We start from the raw sequence: 23191 nt of genomic DNA, 5'->3' as shown, positions 1-23191 counted from the left end.
CAACACCGCAGCGTCCTCTCAGGCCAGGACACTGCGGTGTCGAGAAACGTATGTTGCTGGCCAGGATTGCTACGTCGGCTTCGCCGGGCGGTGACGGTGGGCTAACGTCGATCTCGTGACTTACCTGCGGTATCCGCACCTTCGCGGTGACTTGGTGACGTTCGTGGCCGAGGACGACGTGTGGCTCGCGCCCGTCAACGGAGGAAGGGCCTGGCGCGCGTCCGCCGACCAGGTACCGGCCCGCTCGCCCCGGTTTTCCCCTGACGGCACGCATCTGGCGTGGGCCAGCGTCGTCGACGGTGCGCCCGAGGTGCGGGTGGCGCCTGTGGACGGTGGTCCCGCGCGCCGATTGACGCACTGGGGTGTGGGCCGCACGGCCGTGTCCGGGTGGACGCCGGACGGGCGAGTGCTCGCCGTGTCGACCACCGGGCAGATGTCCCGCAACCGCAAGCAGGCGCACGCCGTTCCGCTGGACGGCGGACCGTCCGAAGTGCTGCCGTTCGGGTGGGTCAACGACGTCTCGTTCGGTCCGGACGGGCAGGTCGTCACGTCGTCGAGCTACATGCAGGAACCCGCCAACTGGAAGCGTTATCGCGGCGGTACGGCGGGCAAGCTGTGGGTCGATCTCACCGGGAGCGGCGAGTTCGAACGGATTCTCGGTGATCTGAAGTCGACGCTGGCGAACCCGATGTGGGTCGACGGGCGCATCGCGTTCCTGTCCGACCACGAGGGCGTCGGCAGCGTGTACTCGGTGCTGCCGGACGGGTCCGACCTGCGCCGCCACACGTCCGGGGAGTTCTACGCGCGCAACGCTTCCAGCGACGGCTCGCGGGTGATCTTCCACCAGGCCGGCGAGCTGTGGCTGCTGGAGGGCCTGTCGGACCTGCGCAAGCTCGACATCAAGCTCGGTGGCCCGCGCACCGGCCGGCAACCGCACCACGTCAAGGCTTCCGGCAACATCGAGTCGTTCAGCGTCGACCACACGGGCCGCGCTTCCGTCGTTGAAGTTCGCGGTTCCGTGCATTGGGTGACGCATCGCGATGGGCCCGTGCGCGCGTTGTCCGACCGCTCGGACGTCCGTGCGCGGCTGCCGAAGGTGCTCGGCGAGACCGACCACGTGGTGTGGGTGACCGATGTCGAGGGCGAGGAAGCCCTGGAGATCGCGCCCGTTGGTGGTGTGGAGCCCGGCAACACCGCGCGTCGCGTTGCCGCCGGGCAGCTGGGCCGGGTCATGTCGCTGGCCGCCGCGCCCGACGGCTCGCGTGCCGCCGTTGCCACGCACGACGGCCGGTTGTTGTTGGTGGACATCGCTTCCGGCGAGGTTCGCGAGGTCGTCTCCGGGGCCAACGCGCACGTCACGCATCTCGCGTTCTCGCCTGACTCCGCCTGGCTCGCGTGGTCGCATCCGGGGCCGACTCCGTTGCGGCACATCAAGATGGTGAACACGTCTGATCTGTCCGTTGTGGACGTGACGCCGCTGCGCTTCGCCGACTTCGCGCCTTCGTTCACGGAGGACGGGAAGTATCTGGCGTTCCTGTCGATCCGCACGTTCGACCCCGTGTACGACGCGCACGTGTTCGACCTGTCGTTCCCCACGGGGTGCCGGCCGCACCTCGTGCCGCTGGCCGCCACCACGCCGTCGCCGTTCGCCCCGATGCACGGCGGGCGTCCGGTCGGTGACGATGACAAGGACTCCGACGACGAGGACGAGAAGGCCTCTGTCACTCGGGTCGACGTCGAGGGCCTTGCCGATCGTGTCGTGCCTGTGCCCGTGGCGGCTGCCGAGTACGTGAGCTTGAAGGCTGCCCGCGGTGGACTGCTGTGGTTGCGCCGGCCGTTGCTCGGGGTGCTGGGCGACAACCTGGCCTCTCCGGAGGCGCGACCGCCGCGCACGGTGCTGGAGCGCTTCGACTTCGTGAAGCGCAAGACCGAGTGCCTGGCGGACAGCGCGGAAGCGTTCGCGGTGTCCGGTGACGGCAAGCGGATGGTCATCGAGGACCGCGGTGACCTGCGGGTCGTGCCGTCGGACAGCAAGGTCGACGACGATTCGTCGGACTGCGTCGAGGTCGACCTGGCGCGCGTGCGGGTCGTGGTCGACCCGGCCGCCGAGTGGGCGCAGATGTACGCCGAGAACGGGCGGCTCATGCGCGACCACTTCTGGCGCACCGACATGGGCGGTGTCGACTGGCAGGGCGAGCTGGACCGCTACCGGCCGCTGGTGGCCCAGCTGGGCAGCCACGACGACCTGGTGGATCTCCTGTGGGAGGTGCAGGGCGAGCTCGGCACCTCGCACGCTTACGTCTGGGGCGAGTCGCCGCGGGTGCCCGCCTCTCGTCGTCAGGGGCTGCTCGGGGCTGATCTCGTGCGTGACGGGGACGCGTGGGTCGTTGGCCGCGTGATCCCTGGTGAGACGTCTGACCCGCACGCCCGTTCGCCGCTGGCTGCTCCTGGAGTGGCCGTGCGCGCCGGTGACGCTCTGGTGGCCGTTGACGGGCGTCCGGTCGGGCTGGCTGGTCCGGGCGCGTTGCTGGTGGGGACTGCCGGCAAGCCCGTGGAGCTGACCGTGCGGCCCGGTGGTGGTGGCGAGTTGCGTCGGGTCGTGGTGGTGCCGCTGGCTGATGAGGAGCCGCTGCGCTATCACGACTGGGTCGCGAACCGTCGCGCGTTCACTCATGCCCAGTCCGGTGGCCGGGTGGGATACCTGCACGTGCCGGACATGATGGGTGCGGGGTGGGCTCAGCTGCACCGCGACCTGCGGGTGGAGCTGGCGCGCGAGGCTCTCGTGCTGGACGTCCGGGAGAACGGTGGCGGGCACACCTCCCAGCTGGTGATCGAGAAGCTCGGTCGCAAGGTCATCGGCTGGTCGGTGGCTCGTGGGTACACCGCGTCCGAGTCGTACCCGCAGGACGCGCCCCGCGGGCCGGTCGTGGCGGTGGCCGACGAGTTCGCCGGTTCGGACGGCGACATCGTCAACGTGGCCATCAAGGAGCTCGGGATCGGACCCGTCGTCGGGGTCCGGACGTGGGGCGGTGTCATCGGTATCGACATGCTCTACACGCTCGTCGACGGCACCATGGTCACCCAACCGAGGTACGCGTCCTGGTTCAAGGGCCACGGGTGGGCGGTGGAGAACTACGGTGTCGACCCGGACATCGAGGTGGTCATGTCTCCGTCCGACCGCGTTTCCGGGCGCGACCCGCAGCTGGAGAAGGCCGTTTCGTTGGCCCTGGAAAGCCTTTCATCTTCGCCTGCTGCTCACGCTCCGGAGTTGCCTCCGCTGAGTTGAACACCCCATCGTGTGACTAAAGAACTGTGACGGACTGTTCCATGTGGACGATCAACCAGATGGAACAGTTGTCACCGTTCGGGGGTGTGTCCCAGATGAGTCATCGAGATGAGCCGCGCAGCGGTCGTGGATGCTTCGGAGCCGTGGTCGTCGTGCCCTTCCTGGCATTGGGCGGCATGTTCGCGCTGATCGCCTTGACGGGGTCACCCGACGACGCGCCACTGGCCGCGCCGCCACCGGTCCGTCCCACGTCGCAGTGGTGGACCGAGCCGTTCGCGACCGAGACGTCGTTGTCCACCGTCACGGAGACCGTGGTGATGGAGGGGGCGGCTCGGGAGGCTCGGGCCGCTCGGCTGGCCACTCAGACTCGGGTGGCCGTGTCCACGGTGACCGAGACGGTGCGGAGCACTTCGACCAAGCCGCCTGCCGCCGGGCGGAACGAGCCTCCGCCCGGGCCGGGCGAGGAGTCGCCCACCGAACCGGTGCCTCCGTCCACTTCGGACAACTCGGCTCCGCCGGTGGTCACCTCGTCCTCGGCTGTGGTGCCCGCGCCTCCGGTGCTGGAGCCGCCCGCCACTTCTGCTCCTTCTCAGCCTGCCGGGCCGGTCACCGGGACCCCGACGCCTTCGGCGCCTCGGTCCGAGGATCCGGTTCCGCCCACCACCACTCCCGCGCCGCCTTGTGAGCGCGGGGAGCCGCTGCCCTCGCAGCCGGCTGTGCCGCAAGAGCCTTCCGGTGAGGTTTCCGTCGGCGCGAGCCTGGAGTTGCCGCTGCCTTCCCCTGCCGAGGTTTCGTCCACGTCCTCCGCGCCCTCGGCAGGGGCCTGAGAGGGGGTTGGGGCTCATTCCGCCAGGCCCCAACTTCCTTCAGTCTTCAGAACGCACAGATGGTGTGTGTGCAGTGCGGGGTTGGGTGTTGCCCCTGAGCCGGTCGCCCCGACTGACCGGCCCACGTCCCCCTGGGTCACCCGGCCTGCGGGGCAGCGGTCCGCCGCTGCCCCGTTTCTGCGTTACTGGGCGGCGCTCGCCCTGGCGTAGGCGTCGGCTCCGCTGAAGACGTTCTGGCCGTACTCCACGGAGTTGTTGTAGGCCATGACCGCCGCCCACCAGCCCTGGCCGGTGCCGAGGTCTCGGGCGCCGCCTCCGCAGAGGTAACGCGCGGCCGTCAGGGCGGCGTCGTCGATGTTCTGGGGGTCGGCGGGCTGACCGTCGCCCGCTGCCCGCTTGGCCCACCGGTTCCAGGTGCCGGGGATGAACTGCATGGGGCCCACCGCGCGGTCCCACGCGGTGTCGCCGTCCAGGCGGCCGCCGTCGGTGTCCTGGATCGCCCGGACTCCCGCGGAGCCGTTGAGCGGGATGCCGATGATCGGGCGGGACGGCAGGCCGTTGTCCTGCAGACGGGAGCCGTTGATGCTGCCGTGGTGCGACTCGACCCTGCCGATGCCGGCGAGGGTGGCCCAGGAGATCCGGCAGGCGGGTGACTCGCGTTGCATAGCCACGTCCGCGGCGGCGTAGGCGAGCAGCGCGCGTTGCGGGATGTCGGTCTTCGAGGCGACTCGGGTCGCCCAGTCGGCCAGCGGGTTGGCGTCCGCCGTCGCGGTCGTGCCCGGTGCCGCGGCGCTGCCCGGTGCGGCGGCGCCTGGTTCCACCTCCTGGATGGGGACCAGGAACGGGGGCGGGCCCAGCGGAGCGGCGTCTTTGCGGTTGAGCGCGCCTAGAGCCCAGGCGCCCGCGGCCACCACGACGATCAGCAGCAGCACCAGGACGACGCGGCCGAACACGTTGCCGTAGCTGGGGCGGCGGACTGGGGTTTTCACGGGCGGCGGCGGGACCACGCGATCCAGGCTACGTGCTCAGCCGTGGGGGCGACGGAGTGAAGCGTGATGAAACCGGCACTGATGGCGGCTGGACATAGAGGTGAGGCTTACCTTAAATAAGGCCGACCTAATTTTTTCTGGAGGCGTCGAGATGTTGTTCACCAATGGGCTGATCGGGCTACGGGAAGGGCTCGAGGCCGCGCTCGTGGTGAGCATCTTGATCGCATTCCTGGTCAAGACGGACCGCAGGTACGCGCTCAGGTGGGTTTGGGTCGGCGTTGCGACGGCCGTGGCACTGTCCGTGGCAGCTGGGGCGATCATCACGTTCAGTGCTGCCGGTATGAGCTTTGAGCAGCAGGAAGCGTTCGGCGGGACCATGTCGATCATTGCCGTCGCGTTCGTCACAGGAATGATCTTCTGGATGCGCAAGGCCGCCAAGACGATCGCGGTCGAGTTGCGCGGCAAAATGGACGAAGCACTCGAAATCGGACCAATCGCCGTTGCTGTGGTGGCCCTTGTGTCGGTGGGTCGCGAAGGGCTGGAGACGGCGGTCTTCTTCTATTCCAGCGTGCAGGCCGCTGGAGGGGGTACGACGGAGCCGCTGCTCGGGTTCCTGGCGGGGATCGCGGTGGCCGTGGTGATCGCGGCGCTGCTGTACCAGGGGGCGATCCGGTTCGATCTCGGCAAGTTCTTCACCGTCACGGGTGTGCTGCTCGTGTTCGTGGCCGCCGGCGTGCTCAGCTACGGCATCCACGACCTGCAGGAAGCCGCCATCCTGCCCGGGTTGAACACGCTGGCGTTCGACGTCAGCGACACCCTGCCGGAGGACTCCTGGTACGGGGCGCTGCTCAAGGGGTTCTTCAACTACTCGCAGCGGACGTCCGTGCTGCAGGCCATCGCGTGGGTCGCCTACGTGGGGGTTGTTCTGTCCGTGTTCCTCATCCGGCCGCGCCGTCGCGCCGCCGTGGCCAACTGATCACTGGAGTAAAGATCGTGCGCAAGGCAGTAGTGATTCTCGGCTCTCTCGCGGTGCTGGCGGCGTGCAGCAACGGCAGCAGCACGAGCGGTGCGAGCGGCACCATCGCTGTCGAGGCGAGCGATGACGCGTGCAAGGTGGCCAAGACCGAGGCGGCCACCGGTCCCATCACGTTCGAGGTGACCAACAAGGGCACGAAGATGACCGAGTTCTACCTCTACGCCGAGGGCGACCGCATCCTCGGCGAGGTCGAGAACATCGGGCCCGGCCTGAGCCGCAAGCTGATCGTCGAGGCGACGGAGTCCGGCAAGTTCCAGACCGCGTGCAAGCCCGGCATGAAGGGCGACGGCATCCGCGGCGACTTCACCGTCACCGGTGACAGCAAGAAGTCCACCGACGGCAACGCGCTGCTGGCCGAGGCGACCAAGAGCTACCAGCGTTACGTGAGCTCGCAGGCCGACCAGCTGCTGGTGAAGACCGAGGAGTTCGTCAACGCCGTCAAGGCCAAGAAGGTCGACGACGCCAAGGCGCTCTTCCCCGTGTCGCGGACCTACTGGGAGCGCATCGAGCCCGTCGCGGAGAGCTTCGGCGACCTCGACCCCAAGATCGACGGCCGCGAGGACGTGATCGAGGAGGGTCAGGCCTTCACCGGCTTCCACCGTCTGGAGAAGGACCTGTGGGAGTCCGGGCTGCAGGCCGACTCCGACAAGATCGCGGACCAGCTCCTGGTCGACGTCAAGGAGATCGTGTCCAAGGCGAAGACGGTCGAGTTGACGCCCGTGGAGCTGGCCAACGGTGCCAAGGAGCTGCTCGACGAGGTCGCCACCGGCAAGATCACCGGTGAGGAGGACCGCTACTCGCACACCGACCTGTGGGACTTCCGGGCCAACGTGGACGGTTCGCAGGCGGCCATCGCGGCGCTGCGTCCTGCCGTGGAGCAGAAGGACAAGACGCTCGTGTCCACTCTGGACGCCAAGTTCAAGGCGCTCGACGAAGTCCTGGAGAAGCACCGCAAGGGTGACGGCTTCAAGTCGTACAAGGAGCTGACGCAGGACGAGATCAAGGCGCTGGCCGAAGCCGTCGACGCACTCGGCGAGCCGGTCAGCAAGGTCGCGGAAGTGGTGTCGGCCAAGTGACCGGGGTTTCCCGCCGCAGGCTGCTGGGCTACGCGGGCGCCGGAGTGGCGCTCGCGGGCGCGGGTGCGACGGCCGGAGTGCTCGCCGCCAAGCCGTCACCGGAGGTCGAGAACCTCGCCGCGGCGAAGGTTCCGTTCTACGGCGACGTGCAGGCGGGCATCACCACGCCCGCGCAGGACCACATGCACTTCGTCGCGCTGGACGTGAAGACGACCAGCCGCGAAGAGCTCGTCGACCTGCTCAAGCAGTGGACCGCGGCCGCGGAACGGATGACCGCGGGCCAGGAGGCTGCCGAGAACGGGGCCGTCGGTGGCAACGCCGCGGCGCCGCCCAAGGACACCGGCGAGGCGCTCGACCTGCCGGCGTCCGCGCTGACGATCACGATCGGCTTCGGGCCGTCGCTGTTCGACGACAGGTTCGGGCTCAAGGACAAGCGTCCGGAGGCGTTGATCGACCTGCCGCGCTTCCCGCAGGACGACCTGGACCCCGCGCGCAGCAACGGTGACATCTGCATCCAGGCCTGTGCGAACGACCCGCAGGTCGCCGTGCATGCGATCCGCAACCTGGTCCGCATCGGGTTCGGCCGGGTCGCGGTGCGCTGGTCGCAGCTCGGGTTCGGCCGCACGTCGTCGACCACGCGCGCGCAGGCCACGCCGCGCAACATGTTCGGGTTCAAGGACGGCACCCGCAACATCAAGGCCGAGGACACCGACCACCTGCGCGACCACGTGTGGGTCACCGAGGGCCCGGAGTGGATCCGCGGTGGCACGTACCTGGTGGCGCGCCGGATCCGCATGCACATCGAGATCTGGGACCGCACGTCGCTGACCGAGCAGGAACAGATCATCGGGCGCACCAAGGGCGAGGGCGCGCCGCTGGGGCAGCAGAAGGAGTTCGACGAGCCCGACCTGCACGTCAGGGGCGCGGGCGGAGTGCCGTTGATCGGCGAGGTCTCGCACATCCGGCTCGCGTCGCCGGAGTCGTTGAACGGCGTCAGGATCCTGCGTCGCGGTTACAACTTCACCGACGGCTCCGACGGGCTCGGGCACCTCGACGCCGGTCTGTTCTTCCTGGGCTTCAACCGCGACACGCGCACTCACTTCGTGCCGATGCAGCAGGCCCTGTCCACAAAGGACAAGATGATGGAGTACGTGGAGCACACCGGGTCCGCGCACTTCGCGGTGCCGCCGGGTGTGAAGGAGGGCGGGTTCTGGGGCGAGGGCCTGTTCAGGTGATCAGGTTCCCAGGGCCAGCCGGGCTTTGACCTCACCGAGCGCTTCCTGGTACTCGGGTGACGGGTTCATCGCGACCGCCATCCGCAACTGGGCGAGCGCCTCGGTGAGGCGCCCGAGCCGCTGCAGCGTCTTGCCGAGCGCGAACCGGGCGTAGTGGTCGCTCGGGTCGAGGTCGAGCACCTTCCGGAACGCTTCCTCGGCCCGGTTGAGCTGCGCGGACCCGAGATAGGCCCGGCCGGCCAGCAGTTGCACGGACGGCGCCTCCCCGGCCTCGGCCAGCACCTGTTTCAGCTCGCGGAGCGCGTCGAGAGGCCGACGCTGCGCCATCAACGCCTCCGCCTTCCGAAACGCCTCGAAGGTGCTGTCCGTCATTCGATCAACGTTACCTACCGCTCGCCGGTTCTTCGACTGCCGTCCGGGCGACAGAACCCTTCGGGGTGGCCGTCCCGAGCCAGCACGCTCCGAACCCGAGCACCAGCCCAGCCACGACACCGGCCGTCGGCGTCTGGCCGAGCAGCGGCCACGCGATCAACGCCGTGACGGACGGAACCACAGAGGACAGCGTGGTCATGGCCGCCGCGCCGCCGTTGCGGACCCCGACCAGGAACAGCGACGCCCCGCCCATCGAGTTCACCAGCACCAGGAACGCCGCGGCCAGCCAGAACTGCCGCCAGTCCGTCACCCCGGCGTTCTCGGTCAGCGCCAGCAGCCCGACCACCGGCACCGACACGGCGTGCTGCACCGCGTTGCCGCTGCGGAAGTCCGTGTCCCGGCAGAACTTCTGCTGGTAGACGCCTCCGGCGACGAACCCGAGCATGCCCAGCACCGTGAACACCGCGCCGGACCCGAACGACCCCAGCCGGTCCCAGAGCGCCGCCAGCACGGCCGCGATCCCGAGCGCCAGGCCGATGAGCTGTCTCAGTCCAATTCGGACACCGAACACCCCTGCCGACACAACGGCCGTGAGCACCGGCGTGCACGAGATGATCAACGCGGTGACGGACGCCGGCACGCCGAGCCGCAACCCGAGGTACACGCCGGAGAACTGGCACGCCTGCACGAGCAGTCCCGCCACGCACGTGTGGACGAGCGGCCATCCACGCGGCCAGCGCGCGCTCGTGGTGAGGGCCACGAGCGCCATGAGCGTGGCCGCGAGGGTGAAGCGGATGGTGGTCATCAGGAACGGGGGAGCCACGGCCACGGCGAGCGCGCCCACCGGATAGCCGGAGGCCCACACCAGCACCGTGCCCACCGCGAAGCCGGGTTTGATCCGCACGGGTTCCACGACTACCAGCCGGCGCCCTCGCGCACGAGGTCTTGTCCCGGATCTAGAGGACGGAGGCCATCCGGCGAACCGCCTCGGTGATGATCTCCGGCGAGGTCGAGAGGTTCATCCGCACGAACCCCGTGCCGCCCGTGCCGAACTCCTTCCCGGAGTTCAGCGCGACTCGGCCCTGCTGCAGGAACACCTTGCTCGGGTCGTCGCCGAGACCCAGTTCGCGGCAGTCCAGCCAGGCGAGATAGGTGCCCTGTGCCGGTTCGTACCGGACGCCGGGCAGCTGTTCTGCCAGCAGATCCTTGAGCAGTCGCCGGTTCTCGCCGAGTCCTGCGAGGAGTGCGTCGAGCCACTCGCCGCCGTCCTTCAGCGCCGCCGTGTGGGCGAGGACGCCGACGTGGCTGGGGCCGTGGCTCACCTCTTCCGGCAGGCGCTTCAGGTCTTCGGCGGCGTCCGGGCCGGCGATCGCGAGCGCGGCCTTCAGCCCGGCCAGGTTCCAGGCCTTGGAAGCCGACATCAACGACAGTCCGTCGTCCGCGACGCTCAGGTACGGCACGAACTGCGCTGTCGTGAGCGGCGCGTGGATCTCGTCGGCCACCACGCGCACGCCGTGCTTGCGCGCCAACCGGGCGACTTCGCGCAGCTCGGCCTCGGTGTGGACGGTGCCGGTCGGGTTGTGCGGGTTGCAGAGCAGGTAGACCGATCCCTTGCCCGCCCTGGTGAACGCGGCTTCGAGGTTGTCGAAGTCGATCCGGTGGGCTTCGTCGAGCGGTGCCTCGACGACGGTCCGTCCCAGCGACTCGATGAACATGTAGAAGGGCGGGTACACCGGGCAGTTGACGACGACGGGCGCGTCCCGGTGGGAGACCAGCCGGAACATCTCGACGACGCCGAGCATCACGTCCGGCACGATCGCGGTGCGTTCCACGGCCGGTGCCCAGTCCCAGCGCTTCCTCGCGAACTCCTGGAGCGCCTCGGCGTACGCGGTTCCGGCGGGATAGCCCGTGTCGCCTCTCCGTACCGCCTCGGTGATCGCGTCGGCGACCGGTGGTGCGAGCAGGACGTCCATCTCGGCGACCCACACGGGCAGCACGTCCTCGGGGTAGTACCGCCACTTCATGCTCGTGCGTTGCCTCAGCTGGTCCAGGGTGAGCTGACGTAACGGGTTCATGGGGCAAACGTAGGCTCGTCGGCTGAGGAAGTGTTTGCCATTGTTTGCGCATGGATGCCCTGGATCGCAAAATTCTTGCCGAGGTGCAGGCCGACGGCCGCCTGACCATCACCGAGCTGGCCGACCGCGTGCAGCTGAGCATCTCCCGCTGCCAGCGCCGGCTGCGCGAGCTGGAACGCGCCGGGGTGATCCGCGGCTACCGGGCCGTGGTGGACGCCGCCGCGATCGGCTTCGGCTTCGAGGCGCTGGTGTTCGCCAAGCTGCGGATCGAGTCGATGGACGACTTCGACCAGGCGTTGGTGGGGGTGCCGAACGTGGTGGAGGCGCAGCGGCTGTTCGGCAGCCCCGACTACCTGTTGCGCGTGGTCACCGCGGACCTGGCGTCGTATCAGCGACTGTACGAGGAGACGCTGGCGAAGCTGCCGGGCGTGCGGGGGCTGACCTCGACGATCGTGATGAAGCAGGTGATCGAGCCGCGCCCGTTGCCGGCCAATCCGTGACCTACCAGCCGAGTGCCTCGCCGTACGCGTTTCGCACCACTTCAAGGCAACGTTCTGGCGTGGAAAGGTCGCGAGTCTGGTGGGCGAGCTGTGACTCCCACTCGAGCCTTGAGGGCAGCGAGGCGAAGTCGTACCGCTGCACGGATGCGCCGGTCGCGTCGCGGATCAGTTCGGCCGCCTCGTCTGTCAAAGCGCCCAGCTCGGCCAGGTGGGCGAGGTCGTACAGGTCCCGTGCCGCGTGACGGTCTGCCCAGGCGAGGGTCTTCATCGCCGCGAAAGCCGGCAGCGTCGGGACTTTGAGCTCGACCTCCGCCGTGATGTCGCTGTAGCGGGTCTCGATCCGGGCGGTCTCGCTCGCCCACCGCGCCCAGTCCTCGTGGTCGATCAGTTGAACGCGGACCCGGAGATCCGCGGGGGTGACGAGCAAGCCGGGTTCGACTGCCGACTTCGCCGACCTCAGCGGAGGATCCGAACTCGTTCCAGGAAATTCCCTGCGCAGCCGTCGCGGCAGCAGCTCGTCGAGGGTGGTGGCGACCGAGTCGCGTTCAGGTACCCACAGGTCGATGTCCTCCGACAACCTGCTGCCTGCCGCTGGATCTGCGAGATGAGTCCTGGCCAAGGCGGTTCCTCCGACGAAGAGGACCTCGGGCGCTATCTCGGGCAAGGCTGCCAGCACGTGGCTGATCAGGTGGTCCCGCCGGACCTGGTCCTCGGCGACCCCGAACATGTCGGCAACCGCGACGAGTTCGTCGTGTTCAAGCACCTGCTGCCTCTTTCATCCTGGCCAGCGCGCCTGGCTTGTGCTGATCACGCGCGAGGTCCTCGGCAAGGGTCCAGTCGATCGTGCGGGCGAGTGCTCGCACGATCGGCCAGATGTCGGCGTCTTCGAGACCACCGAGCTGGGGCCGTGCGGCGATGTCGAGCGCCGTCTGCTCCGGAGTGGTCATCCAGCCGGTCGTGAGTTCTGTTTCCACACGCTGGAGATCGAGGTGCTGCACATCGCGTTTGACGAAGACCACTTCCCCGAACGCGGTCTGCAGCGGCGGGCGTTGCTTGGGCACAGCCACGACTGCTGTGCTGATGGCACGTGGCAGAGCGCCATGACGACGTGCGGCGGTGATGCCCATCAGTGCCACCGCCTCTTTGCCGTAGTCGGCTTGAGCCACTCCGAGCGCTACTGCCGCGAGATCTGGGCGCCAACGCGGATCTCCCAACCGTTCCATCGGCGCGAGTGCGTAGTAGCCGGTGCTGATCTGGCGCAACACCGCTTGTTCGAGGAGGCGGGCGAACTCTGCCCGAGGATGGGCGTAGACGTCGGCCGCGTCCCTGGGGCGCAGCACCTTGTTCGCCCTTCTGGCGAGCTTGGTCGGGATGGTGACGTGGTCCTTCAATACGACCTCCGTAGGCTCTGAGCCTACGTTCATAGTACTCATCTTCGCGGGAAGCGGGGAATGCGTTCGGTTGTTGTGCTGTTGCATGAGCCTGCGCTTCTCACTGATGGGTCCGGTACGAGCCTGGCGAGATGACGAGGAGATCGAACTGGGGCCGCGTCAGCAGCGGGCGGTGCTGGCGGCGTTGCTGCTGAACAACGGCATCCGGCTGAGCAACGACCAGCTGATCGGCATGGTCTGGGACGACCCGACGCCGAGCGCGGTCATGGCGCTCAGGACGTACATGTACAAGATCCGCAAATCCCTGCCAGAGCTGGATCTGAAGTCCCGCAACGGCGGCTACACGGTCCGGGCGGAGCTCATCGACGACTGCCGCGGCGAGCCCCTCGAAGGCCTCGAAAGCGCGTACTTCGAGGCCCAGCGGACGCGGCTGTCCCAGCACCGGTTGAAGGCCCGCGAGGACTGGCTCGAACGCGAGCTCGACATCCTCGAGCTGCAGAAGCACGTCGCCACCTTCCCGCTCAGGGAACGCCCGCGCGCACTGCTGATGCACGCCCTCTACCGCGAGGGCAGGCAGGCGGAGGCGCTCGACGAGTACCACGAGGCGCGCACACTCCTGAACGAAGAACTCGGCCTCGAACCGGGACCCGAGCTGCGCAAGGTCCACGCGCAGATCCTCAAGGGCGAGCTGACTCTGCCGCGCAGGCCCGAGCAGCTGCCGCCCGATCTGCCCGACTTCACCGGCCGCGCCGAGCAGATCGCCAAGGCGCTCCAGACGTTGCCGGGCACCCTCGGCATCACCGGTATGCGGGGCAGTGGCAAGACCGCGCTCGCCACGCACGTCGCGCACCTCGTCAGGAACCGGTACCCGGACGGCCAGATCTTCGTGCGCGGCAAGGACGTCGCGAACGAGCTGCTGCGCGCGGTCGGCGTCGAGAACCCCGTCGGTGACAAAGCCGCGCTGTGGCGGGAAAAGGCACGCGGCAGGCGGTTCCTGATCGTGGTCGACGACGTGCAGGAGCCGTGCCAGGTCAAGGACCTGCACACGCCGGGCTCGGCCATGATCCTCACGAGCGTGCGCCGGCTGAACGAGCTGCCCGGCGTGACCTGGGTGAAGACGGCGGGACTCACGCGAACCGAGGCGCACGAGCTGTTCCGGAAGGTTCTCGACCCCGCCCGCGTCAACGCCGAGCCGCAGGAGGCGGAGCAGGTGCTCGACCGCGTCTCGTGCCTCCCGAACCCGATCCGCGTGCTCAGCGGCAAGCTCACCGCCCGGCCGCACTGGACCATCGCGATGCTGCTCGCCCAGATGGAACGCGAGACCCGGCTCGGCGCGGCGATCCCGTCCGACTGCCGTTCGGTGCTGGCGCCGCTGGTCAGTGCCGACCGGGCGCTGACCGAGGGCGAACGTCACCTCATGACCTGCTTCGCGCGCAAGGATGCCGAGGTGATCAACGTCTGCGAGGCGGCCGAGATGTCCGGCAGCGAGCCCGGCGAGATCGAGGTGCTGCTGGAGGCACTCGCCGACGTGCACCTGATCGAGCCGCTGGATCTCGGCTGCTACCGGCTGCCGCGGTTCGTGCAGATGTACTTCGGGCTGCGCACACCCGCTCTGACCGGCTGATTCATCCGGAATTTATGGCCTGACGATCTGGCGCGACCACGTTCGGAGACATGTCAACCAAGGAACTCGCAGGCAAGAAGGCACTCGTCACCGGCGCGACGTCGGGCATCGGCCGCGCGATCGCGGTCAAGCTCGCGGAGGCGGGCGCCACCGTCTACCTCACCGGACGCAGGGCGGAGCTGGGCAAGGAGACCGTCGAGCTGATCGAGCAGGCCGGCGGCACCGGGCACTTCATCGTCTCGGACGTCGGCAGCCTCGACGACGTTCGCAAGCTCGCGCAGGAGGTCGGCGAGGTCGACGTGCTCGTCAACAACGCGGGCATCTTCCCGTTCTCGCCGACCACCGAGCAGTCGCCGGAGGTCTACCAGCAGGTCTTCGACGTCAACGTGAAGGGCACCTACTTCCTCACCGCCGCGCTGGTGCCGCACATGGTCGCGAAGAAGAGCGGCTCGATCGTCAACATCTCGTCGATCGGCGCCGACGTCGGCAACGCGGTCACCAGCGTCTACAGCGCCTCCAAGGCCGCCATGGACGCGCTGACCCGCTCATGGGCGATCGAGTTCGGTGCCCACAACGTCCGGGTCAACTCCGTCGCGCCCGGCCCGATCCGCACCGACGCCGCCGTCACGCAGGCCGGTGAGGTGTTCGAGGCGTTCGGCGAGGCCATCCCGCTCGCCCGCACCGGTGAGCCCGAGGAGATCGCGGAGGCCGTGCTGTTCCTCGCGTCCGAGAAGTCCAGCTACGTCAACGGAGTGGTGCTCTCGGTCGACGGCGGCTTCCTCGCCACCTGAGCCAGCAGCGCGGTGATCGACGAGGACGACTCGACGTGCACGTTGTGGCCCGTGCCGGGGAACTCGACCGGCTCGGGCACCAGCTCCTTCAGGTGCTCCTGAGGGCTCATCGGGTCGTTCTCACCCGCCGCCAGCACGACCTCGGCCTCCGCGGCCATGATCAGCCCCGGCATGTCCGGCCTGCCCACCCCGAACGCCTTCATGTCCAGCGACGGCGTCCATCCTCCATCCACTTCGGACACTCCGTGCAGCAGTGGTACGCCCGCCATCTTCGACGCGCGTTCGACGGCTTCTTCTTTCGTGGCGAAGACTTTGCCCGGCTTGGCGGCGAGCGCTGCGGCTTTCTCCAGCTCCTCGTCGGTCCACTGCACCTTGATCCCGACGCCGATGCACGTGGTCACGTCGACGCCGAACCAGCCGCTCGCCAGCGCCAGCCCGACGACGCCGCCCAGCGAGTGGCCGATGACCGTGATGGGCTCGCGCGGGATGACGTTCGCGACGGCTGCCGCGAACGAGCCGAACGAGTAGCGCTCGATGGGTGCGGAGCGTCCGTGGCCCGGGAGGTCCGGCACGAGCCAGCTGCCGTGCCACTCGCTGACGACGTCCTTCCACACCTCACCGGTCGCGCCCAGACCGTGCAGCAGCACCAGCAGTGGTCCGTTTCCGCCACGTTCGACATGGAGCACGTCAGAATCCTGTTCTATGCGGCCAGAAGGACATGGTGTCGATGCCGAGCTGATCGTCGACCCGGACACGTATACCTCGGGTGTCCCGCACGACGCACTCACCCGGCTGCGCGAAAAGAACGTCGTGCGCATCGACGACTTCTGGGCAGTCTTCCGCCATGAGGACGTCCGGACCGTTCTGAAGACGCCCGGGGTGTTCTCGTCTCATCGCGGTGCCACGCAGATCCGCGACCCGCAGCCCTCGGACCTGGCCTACGTCCAGCGCATGATGCTCAACCAGGACCCACCTTCGCACACGCGGCTTCGGCGCATGCTGACCAGGGCTTTCACGCCGCGTGCGGTGGCTCGTCTGGAAGACGGGATCCGGTCCAACGCCCGCGAGATCATCGCCAACCTCTCGGGTGATTTCGCCGCCGACGTCGCCGATCTGCCGCTGTTGACGCTGGCCGACGTCTTCGGGGTGCCCCGGCAGGACCGCGCGTTGCTCTACGACTGGAGCAACCGCGTGATCGGCTTCCAGGACTCGGAGTACGCGCTGTCGTCCAGTTCGACCGCGGGCATGACCGATATGGCTCTCCAGGCGTTGGAGCTTCGTCCTGAAGACGGTCGTGATCCGCGCGCACGGGGTGGCATGCCCGACCTCTACGCGTATGCGCACGCGTTGGGCTCGTACAAGCGTGCGCATCCTTCTGATGATGTGCTGAGCAACCTCATGCAGGAGGACATCTCTCTTGAGGAGTTCGAGAACCTCTTCTGGCTGTTCTCCGTGGCGGGCAATGAAACCCTCCGCAACGGGATTCCCGGCGGCATGATCGCCCTGCTCGACCACCCCGACCAGTACGAGCGGTTGCGCGCCGACCGTTCGCTGCTTCCGACCGCCGTCGAGGAGATGCTGAGGTGGTGGACGCCCGTGATGCACTTCCGCCGCACGGCTGTCCAGGACACCGAGCTGAGCGGCGTGAAGATCAGGGCGGGGGAGAAGGTCGTGGTCTGGTTCTCGTCCGCCAACCGCGATGAGAGAGCTTTCACAGAACCGAGCAAGTTCGACGTCGGGCGCCGCGAGGCCGATCATCTGAGCTTCGGGCACGGTCCGCACTTCTGTCTCGGGGCGCAGCTGGCCAGGACCCAGATGCGCGCGATTTTCGCAGCGGTCCTGGACCTTTCTGGCACGATTCAGTTGGATGGTCCCGTCGACAGGCTGCGGTCGAACTTCCAAAACGGCGTCAAGCACCTGCCTGTCAGTGGGCCCAAGTAGGCTCGTCGCGAGACGAGACGCAGGAGAAACAGGGAGCGCAAGTGGCTGTCATCGAGCAGGTCGGAGCACGCGAGATCCTGGACTCGCGCGGCAACCCCACCGTCGAGGTCGAGGTGGCGCTGGACGACGGCACGCTGGAGCGCGCGGCCGTTCCGTCGGGCGCGTCGACCGGTGAGCACGAGGCGGTGGAGCTGCGGGACGGCGACGCCAAGCGGTACCTGGGCAAGGGCGTCGAGCGCGCGGTCACCGCGGTGCTCGACGAGATCGGGCCCGAGCTGGTCGGCATCGAGGCCGTCGAGCAGCGCGTCGTCGACCAGAAGCTCGTCGACCTGGACGGCACGCCGGACAAGGGTCGTCTCGGCGCCAACGCGATCCTCGGTGTGTCGCTGGCCGTCGCGAAGGCCGCGGCCACGTCGTCCGGCCTGGAGCTGTTCCGCTACATCGGCGGACCGAACGCGCACGTGCTGCCCGTGCCGATGCTGAACATCCTCAATGGCGGCTCGCACGCCGACACCGAGGTGGACATCCAGGAGTTCATGATCGCGCCGATCGGCGCGGAGACGTTCCGCGAGGGCCTGCGCTGGGGCACCGAGGTCTACCACGCGCTCAAGTCCGTGCTGAAGAGCAAGGGTCTCGCCACGGGTCTGGGTGACGAGGGTGGCTTCGCGCCGTCGCTGGGCAGCAACCGCGACGCGCTCGACCTGATCCTCGAGGCCATCGAGAAGGCCGGTTACCGGGCGGGCCGCGACATCGCGCTCGCGCTCGACGTGGCCGCCACGGAGTTCTTCTCCGACGGCGCGTACACGTTCGAGAAGAACAAGCGGTCCGCCGAGCAGATGATCGGCTACTACTCCGAGCTGGTCCGCGATTACCCGATGGTGTCGATCGAGGACCCGCTGTCCGAGGACGACTGGGACGGCTGGGTGCAGATGACCGCCGAGCTGGGCGAGAAGGTCCAGATCGTCGGCGACGACCTGTTCGTCACCAACCCGGAGCGCCTGGAGGAGGGCATCTCCCGCCGCGCCGCCAACGCGCTGCTGGTGAAGGTCAACCAGATCGGCACGCTGTCCGAGACGCTCGACGCCGTCTCGCTGGCCACGTCGTACGGCTACAAGTCGATGATGTCGCACCGCTCGGGCGAGACCGAGGACACGACCATCGCCGACCTCGCTGTCGCGACCGGCGCCGGCCAGATCAAGACCGGTGCTCCGGCGCGTGGTGAGCGCACCGCGAAGTACAACCAGCTGCTGCGCATCGAGGAGTCGCTGGGTGACGCGGCGCGTTACGCCGGTGAGCTCGCGTTCCCGCGCTACACGCCGGAGAGCTGAGAAGCTGAGGTATGGCCGAGCGCGCGCGTCGTCCCCGCCGCCCCCGCGAAGAGCGGGAGGCGCGGCCCGCGCGCGCTCGAAAGCCACCCCGTCCCAAGGCGCCTTCGCGGCGCAGTGACGGCACGGGTGGCGCGTTCGGCATGACCGGGACGCGGCGGGCCGCGATGTTCGCGATGGTGCTGTGCGCACTGGCGTTGAGCATCGCGGTCCCGCTGCGGACCTACCTCTCGCAACGCGACGAGCTGCGCGACGTGGGTGCCGAACAGCAGAAGCTGCGTGAGCAGGTCGCCGCCCTGGAACAGCGGAAGGCGCAGTTGAACGACCCGGCGTACGTGGAGATCGAGGCGCGCAAGCGGCTGCACTGGGTGCGGCCGGGCGAGACGCCGTACATCGTCCAGCTGCCGGGTGACGAGAAGCGGAACACTGAATCGGAGAGGCCGTCGGGCAAGCCCGCGGCACAAAGGTCTTGGTACGAGGAACTGTGGGAATCGGTGACGCACAAGTAAGTGCTGCTGACCTGGAAACGGTCGCTCAGCAGCTCGGCCGCATGCCGCGCGGAACGCGTGCGATCGCCTCGCGGTGCCCCAGCGGGCACCCGAACGTCGTGCAGACGGACCCGCGGCTGCCCGACGGGACGCCGTTCCCGACGCTGTACTACCTGACCTGCCCGAAGCTGAACTCGCTGGTCAGCACGCTGGAGGGCGGCGGGCTGATGAAGGAGCAGCAGGATCGGCTGGCGTCCGACGAGGAGCTCGCCGCGGCGTACCTGCGCGCGCACGAGTCGTACCTCGCGGAGAGGGACGCCATCGAGTCGTTGGGCACGCAAGTCACCGCGGGCGGCATGCCGAGCAGAGTTAAGTGCCTTCACGTGCACGTCGCTCATGCCCTCGCGAAGGGCCCTGGGGTCAATCCCATGGGGGACGAGGCCCTGGCACTCTTGACCGAGCAGGGCCTGTGGCCGGCGGGTGACTGTTCGGTGAGTTAACAGTCAACGGAACCGAACACACGCTTCACTCCGTCTTGGGTACACCTAGGCTTCAGCAGTGGGGCAGGGTGGAACTTGTGGGGGCGTTCGCCGTAACTGCAGGACGGCGAGCCGCGATGACGCACGAGAGGTGAGTATTCGTGGCAATGGCCAAGCTGCGTGGTCCGTCGGCGCTGAGTCCTAGGCAAAAGGGCTTCGCCGTGGCTGCGCTGGCTGCGATGCTCGCGCCCACCATGATCGTCGGCACCAAGCTGGTCGACTGGGTCAACCTGTCCAAGCACAACGACATCGCTGTCAGCCTCGGCCCGGCCGACGTCTGGAACGCCCTGCACCGCGACCCGTCCGAACTCGGCGCGTCCGGCCGCCTGCCGCTCTCCGACGAGCTGAGCGCGGCCCTGCTGGCCGACCTCGAGGACGGCAAGCTCGACGACAACCTCGACAACGACCCCGGCGACGCGATCGACGACTTCCCCGGCAGCTACGACATCCCGGGCGTCGTCTTCGAGGCCTACCTCCGCGCCGAGGACAAGATGGCCGAGCTGGTCCCCGGCTGCAACCTCGACTGGGCCCTGCTCGCCGGCATCGGCAAGGTCGAGTCCAACCACGCCAACAACGGTCGCGTGAACGCCGTCGGCGACGCCACCCCGAAGATCCTCGGCCCGATCCTGAACGGCGCCCCCGGCGTGGCCGCCATCCGCGACACCGACGGCGGCCGCCTGGACGGCGACAGCGCCTGGGACCGCGCGGTGGGCCCGATGCAGTTCATCCCGGGCACCTGGGCGAGCTACGGCGGCGACGGCAACGAAGACGGCAACGTCAACCCGAACAACGTCTACGACGCCGCCCTGGGCGCCGGCCGCTACCTCTGCGCGGGCGGCGGCGACATGACGAAGCAGGACGCCCGAGCCAAGGCCGTCTTCCGCTACAACAACTCCACGACGTACGTCGAAACGGTCCTCAAGTGGGCCAAGGAGTACAGCGAGAACGTCAACGCCCTGCCGTCCCTGCCGAACAACGGCAACAACGTCCAAAACCCGACGCCGGGCAACAACAACCCGGGCGGCACCGACCCAGGCGGCACCCCGGGCACCTCGAACCCGCCGTCGTCCTCCTCGTCCTCGACGCCCCCGTCGACCCCGGACTGCCCGACCCCTTCCTCCTCGACGCCGACCTCCTCCTCGACCCCGTCGTCCACGTCGTCGTCGTGCCCGCCCTCCTCCTCTTCGTCGACGCCTCCGTCTTCTTCGTCGTCCTCCTCGACGCCGCCGTCGTCGGACCCGTCGAAGCCGTCCGACCCGCCGCAGCAGTCCTCGAACCCGCCGCAGCAGTCGTCCGGCACCTCGCAGTCGTCCACGTCGGCGACCGAGAAGTCCACGACGGGCGCGAACAGCAGCTCGGCGCAGCCGACGACGAACAGCCTGATCACGAGCACGCCCAGCTAGTACTGCGCGTTCCGCTGGTTCGGCGAAGGAGAGCCTGCTCCTGGGTTCGATGCCTCTCGACGCGGGCTGTGCGCCCCCATAAATCGCGAGGCGGGGGCGGCGATCCTTGGCAAGGTGGTGTGCGTGCGCCCTGTCTATCCCTTGAGGACCGACCGCCTCGTCCTCCGCCCGTACGAACCCGCGGACTTCGACGACTTCTACGCCTACCGCTCCCGCCGCGACGTCTACCGCTACCTCTTCGCCGACCACCTCGAAGACCGGGCAGTCGCCGAGGAAGCGTTCGCCAAGAAGATGACCCAGACCGAGCTGACCGAAGAGGACCAGTGGCTCGTGCTGGCGGCCTACTGGCCGGAGGCCGGCCGGGTCATCGGCGACGTCGTCCTCAGCTGGCTGAGCGAAGAGCACCGCCAGGGCGAGATCGGCTACGTCTTCAACCCCGAGTTCCACGGCAAGGGCCTGGCCCGCGAAGCCGCCGCTGAGATGCTCAAGATCGGGTTCAACGACATGAACCTGCACCGGATCATCGCCACGTGCGACCCGCGCAACGAGCCGTCGTGGCGCCTCATGGAACGCCTCGGGATGCGCAGGGAAGCCCACCTGAGGGAGTACGAGATCTGCAAGGGCGAGTGGCGCGACGCCTTCATCTACGCGCTCCTGGAAGAGGAGTACGCGCGTGCCTGACTTCCCGATCAAGACCGCGCGCCTCGTCCTGCGCCCGTTCGAACCGCACGACCTCGACGACCTGCACGCCTACCGCTCGCAGCCCGAGGTGCACCGCTACCTCTACAGCGAGGCCCAGGACCGCGAGCAGACGAGAGAACTGATCGCCGAGCGGATGGCCTGCACCGAGCTGTCCGACGAGGGACAGAAGCTCTGGCTGGCCGTCTACTGGCCGGAACAGGGCAGGGTCGTCGGCGACGTGGTCCTCAAGTGGCTCAGCAAGGTCAACCGCCAGGGCGAGATCGGCTACGGCTTCAACCCCGAGTTCCAGGGCAAGGGGCTGGCCACCGAGGCGGCTGAAGCGCTGCTCGAGTTCGGGTTCGGCCACCTGAACCTGCACCGGATCATCGCCCAGTGCGACCCGCGCGACGAGCCGAGCTGGCGGCTGATGGAGCGGCTCGGGATGCGCCGGGAGGCGCACTTCAGGCACAACGAGATCTTCAAGGGCGAGTGGGGCGACCTGTACGTCTACGCCATGCTTGCGCAGGAGTATCAGAGACTGAAGTAGGGGTGATCATGTCGCGGGTCGCGGCCATCGACTGCGGGACCAACTCGATCAGGCTCCTGATCGCCGACGTGACCAAGCGCGACGACGGCACCGCGTGGCTGCGGGACGTGCACCGCGAGATGAAGATCGTCCGGCTCGGGCAGGGAGTCGACGCCACCGGACGGTTGCATCCCGATGCGATCCAGCGGACGAGGGAAGCACTGACCGACTACGTGCGCACGATGCGGCGCAAGGGCGTGGAGGTGGCGCGCATGGTCGCCACGAGTGCGACGCGCGACGCGAGCAACCGGGACGAGTTCTTCGGCATGACCGAGGAGGTTCTCGGGGTGCCCGCGGAGGTGATCACCGGGGACGAGGAGGCAAGGCTGTCCTACCTCGGCGCGGTGGCCGATCTTGACCCGGACGAGGGACCCTTCCTCGTCACCGATTTGGGTGGAGGTTCGACCGAGTTCGTCCTCGGCGGCGGGACGGAGGTCGAGGCCGCGCGGTCGATGGACATCGGATGCGTGCGGTTGACCGAGAGGTTCATCCACTCCGATCCGCCCGAGAAGGACGAGATCGCCGAAGCGGAAGCGTTTGCGCGCGCGCAGATCAAAGAGGCGTTCGAGATCGTCCCGGTCGAGAAGACCAAGACGTGGATCGGCGTCGCGGGCACCGTCACGACGTTGTCAGCCCTGGTCCAAGGGCTGGAGGTGTACAACAGCGACGTTATTCACCTCAGCCGAATCACACTTGACAATGTAGAAGAAATCACCGACCGTATCCTGTCGATGACTCATGATGAGCGTGCCGCGCTCGGGCCCATGCATCCCGGTCGGGTGGACGTGATCTGCGGTGGAGCCATCGTTCTGCGCGCGATTGCCAGGGAGCTGGAGAATCGCGCGGGTATTCGCACGCTCGTGTGCAGTGAGCACGACATCCTCGACGGCATCGCGTTTTCGCTGGTCTAGCCGAGAATTAAGGTCGGCTTGAGGTGATCGTGACTACTTTGTGACCGCTTTCGATGCGCGTACTCCTGGACACCCCGGTTAACGTCCTCTCACGTTTTGGGAGGTGGACGAGACC

At 68.2% G+C, this 23191-nt stretch carries 23 protein-coding genes; 16 read left to right on the top strand and 7 right to left on the bottom strand.

From position 1 onward, the window contains the following. Positions 1-115 precede the first annotated feature (115 nt). Complete coding sequence (locus tag ABZ345_RS19145) at positions 116-3286, top strand: PDZ domain-containing protein (RefSeq protein ID WP_359849994.1); 3171 nt, start codon at positions 116-118, stop codon at positions 3284-3286. 143 nt (positions 3287-3429) lie between these two features. Continuing rightward, complete coding sequence (locus ABZ345_RS19140; RefSeq protein WP_359849991.1) at positions 3430-4113, top strand: hypothetical protein; 684 nt, start codon at positions 3430-3432, stop codon at positions 4111-4113. 182 nt (positions 4114-4295) lie between these two features. Here ABZ345_RS19140 and ABZ345_RS19135 read toward each other — a convergent pair whose 3' ends face one another. Next, positions 4296-5120, bottom strand: a complete 825-nt coding sequence (locus tag ABZ345_RS19135; protein ID WP_359849988.1) for a murein transglycosylase — start codon at positions 5118-5120, stop codon at positions 4296-4298. Between the two features lie 133 nt (positions 5121-5253). Between ABZ345_RS19135 and efeU the strand changes: the two genes are divergently transcribed. The 3 genes from efeU to efeB are packed head-to-tail and all read left to right on the top strand — an operon-like array spanning position 5254 to position 8449. Then, on the top strand, positions 5254-6078 hold the full coding sequence (gene efeU, locus ABZ345_RS19130) for an iron uptake transporter permease EfeU (RefSeq protein WP_359849985.1): 825 nt from the start codon (positions 5254-5256) through the stop codon (positions 6076-6078). A gap of 17 nt (positions 6079-6095) precedes the next feature. Further along, a complete protein-coding gene (efeO, locus tag ABZ345_RS19125) occupies positions 6096-7214 on the top strand; it encodes an iron uptake system protein EfeO (protein WP_359849983.1) in 1119 nt (372 codons plus the stop codon). Continuing rightward, positions 7211-8449, top strand: coding sequence for an iron uptake transporter deferrochelatase/peroxidase subunit (efeB, locus tag ABZ345_RS19120; RefSeq protein ID WP_359849980.1), 1239 nt, complete (start codon positions 7211-7213; stop codon positions 8447-8449). The genes efeO and efeB overlap by 4 nt, the downstream gene beginning before the upstream one ends. Here efeB and ABZ345_RS19115 read toward each other — a convergent pair whose 3' ends face one another. Genes ABZ345_RS19115 through ABZ345_RS19105 form a run of 3 tightly spaced genes read right to left on the bottom strand, consistent with a single transcriptional unit; the run spans position 8450 to position 10896 of the window. Beyond that, on the bottom strand, positions 8450-8821 hold the full coding sequence (locus ABZ345_RS19115; protein WP_355552924.1) for a tetratricopeptide repeat protein: 372 nt from the start codon (positions 8819-8821) through the stop codon (positions 8450-8452). It abuts the gene before it with no gap. 10 nt (positions 8822-8831) lie between these two features. Further along, entirely contained in the window at positions 8832-9725 is an 894-nt protein-coding gene (locus ABZ345_RS19110) for a DMT family transporter (RefSeq protein ID WP_359849976.1), read from the bottom strand. A gap of 52 nt (positions 9726-9777) precedes the next feature. Then, entirely contained in the window at positions 9778-10896 is a 1119-nt protein-coding gene (locus tag ABZ345_RS19105; RefSeq protein ID WP_359849973.1) for a MalY/PatB family protein, read from the bottom strand. A 50-nt stretch (positions 10897-10946) separates the two neighbouring features. Here ABZ345_RS19105 and ABZ345_RS19100 point away from each other — a divergent pair, with 50 nt between their 5' ends. Further along, positions 10947-11396, top strand: coding sequence for an Lrp/AsnC family transcriptional regulator (locus tag ABZ345_RS19100; RefSeq protein WP_359849970.1), 450 nt, complete (start codon positions 10947-10949; stop codon positions 11394-11396). Position 11397: 1 nt separating this feature from the next. On the opposite strand, the gene ABZ345_RS19095 is transcribed toward ABZ345_RS19100, so the two are convergent. Continuing rightward, entirely contained in the window at positions 11398-12159 is a 762-nt protein-coding gene (locus tag ABZ345_RS19095; protein WP_359849967.1) for a nucleotidyl transferase AbiEii/AbiGii toxin family protein, read from the bottom strand. Next, entirely contained in the window at positions 12152-12787 is a 636-nt protein-coding gene (locus ABZ345_RS19090) for a type IV toxin-antitoxin system AbiEi family antitoxin (protein ID WP_359849964.1), read from the bottom strand. The genes ABZ345_RS19095 and ABZ345_RS19090 overlap by 8 nt, the downstream gene beginning before the upstream one ends. An 85-nt stretch (positions 12788-12872) precedes the next feature. Here ABZ345_RS19090 and ABZ345_RS19085 point away from each other — a divergent pair, with 85 nt between their 5' ends. Beyond that, positions 12873-14411, top strand: a complete 1539-nt coding sequence (locus ABZ345_RS19085) for a BTAD domain-containing putative transcriptional regulator (protein WP_359849961.1) — start codon at positions 12873-12875, stop codon at positions 14409-14411. A gap of 50 nt (positions 14412-14461) precedes the next feature. Further along, positions 14462-15202 carry an SDR family oxidoreductase gene (locus ABZ345_RS19080; protein WP_359849959.1) on the top strand — a complete coding sequence of 247 codons (741 nt, stop codon included), beginning with the start codon at positions 14462-14464 and terminating at the stop codon, positions 15200-15202. On the opposite strand, the gene ABZ345_RS19075 is transcribed toward ABZ345_RS19080, so the two are convergent. Then, the gene (locus ABZ345_RS19075; RefSeq protein WP_359849956.1) at positions 15151-15888 is read right to left on the bottom strand and encodes an alpha/beta hydrolase; all 738 of its coding nucleotides are present in this window, start codon (positions 15886-15888) and stop codon (positions 15151-15153) included. The two genes, ABZ345_RS19080 and ABZ345_RS19075, sit on opposite strands and share 52 nt — an antisense overlap. A 16-nt stretch (positions 15889-15904) precedes the next feature. Here ABZ345_RS19075 and ABZ345_RS19070 point away from each other — a divergent pair, with 16 nt between their 5' ends. From ABZ345_RS19070 to ABZ345_RS19035, 8 genes are all read left to right on the top strand, one after another. After that, on the top strand, positions 15905-17143 hold the full coding sequence (locus ABZ345_RS19070) for a cytochrome P450 (RefSeq protein WP_359849953.1): 1239 nt from the start codon (positions 15905-15907) through the stop codon (positions 17141-17143). 41 nt (positions 17144-17184) lie between these two features. After that, complete coding sequence (gene eno / locus ABZ345_RS19065) at positions 17185-18471, top strand: phosphopyruvate hydratase (protein WP_359849950.1); 1287 nt, start codon at positions 17185-17187, stop codon at positions 18469-18471. Positions 18472-18482: 11 nt separating this feature from the next. After that, positions 18483-18977, top strand: coding sequence for a septum formation initiator family protein (locus tag ABZ345_RS19060; protein WP_359849947.1), 495 nt, complete (start codon positions 18483-18485; stop codon positions 18975-18977). A gap of 41 nt (positions 18978-19018) precedes the next feature. Continuing rightward, positions 19019-19456 (top strand): DUF501 domain-containing protein, encoded by a 438-nt coding sequence (locus tag ABZ345_RS19055; protein WP_359850290.1) that lies wholly within the window; start codon positions 19019-19021, stop codon positions 19454-19456. Between the two features lie 200 nt (positions 19457-19656). Then, positions 19657-20898 (top strand): lytic transglycosylase domain-containing protein, encoded by a 1242-nt coding sequence (locus tag ABZ345_RS19050; protein WP_359849944.1) that lies wholly within the window; start codon positions 19657-19659, stop codon positions 20896-20898. A 123-nt stretch (positions 20899-21021) separates the two neighbouring features. Next, positions 21022-21579 (top strand): GNAT family protein, encoded by a 558-nt coding sequence (locus ABZ345_RS19045; RefSeq protein ID WP_359849941.1) that lies wholly within the window; start codon positions 21022-21024, stop codon positions 21577-21579. Next, on the top strand, positions 21572-22126 hold the full coding sequence (locus tag ABZ345_RS19040) for a GNAT family N-acetyltransferase (RefSeq protein ID WP_359849938.1): 555 nt from the start codon (positions 21572-21574) through the stop codon (positions 22124-22126). Before ABZ345_RS19045 ends, ABZ345_RS19040 begins: the two co-directional genes overlap by 8 nt. 8 nt (positions 22127-22134) lie before the next feature. After that, positions 22135-23076 carry a Ppx/GppA phosphatase family protein gene (locus tag ABZ345_RS19035; protein WP_359849935.1) on the top strand — a complete coding sequence of 314 codons (942 nt, stop codon included), beginning with the start codon at positions 22135-22137 and terminating at the stop codon, positions 23074-23076. Positions 23077-23191 lie beyond the last annotated feature (115 nt).

Origin of the sequence: Lentzea sp. NPDC005914, from assembly GCF_040629405.1 — a bacterium.
Taxonomy (GTDB): Bacteria; Actinomycetota; Actinomycetes; order Mycobacteriales; family Pseudonocardiaceae; genus Lentzea.
The sequence above is the reverse complement of the archived record's forward strand: the minus strand, read 5'-3'. Positions and strand labels throughout refer to the sequence as shown.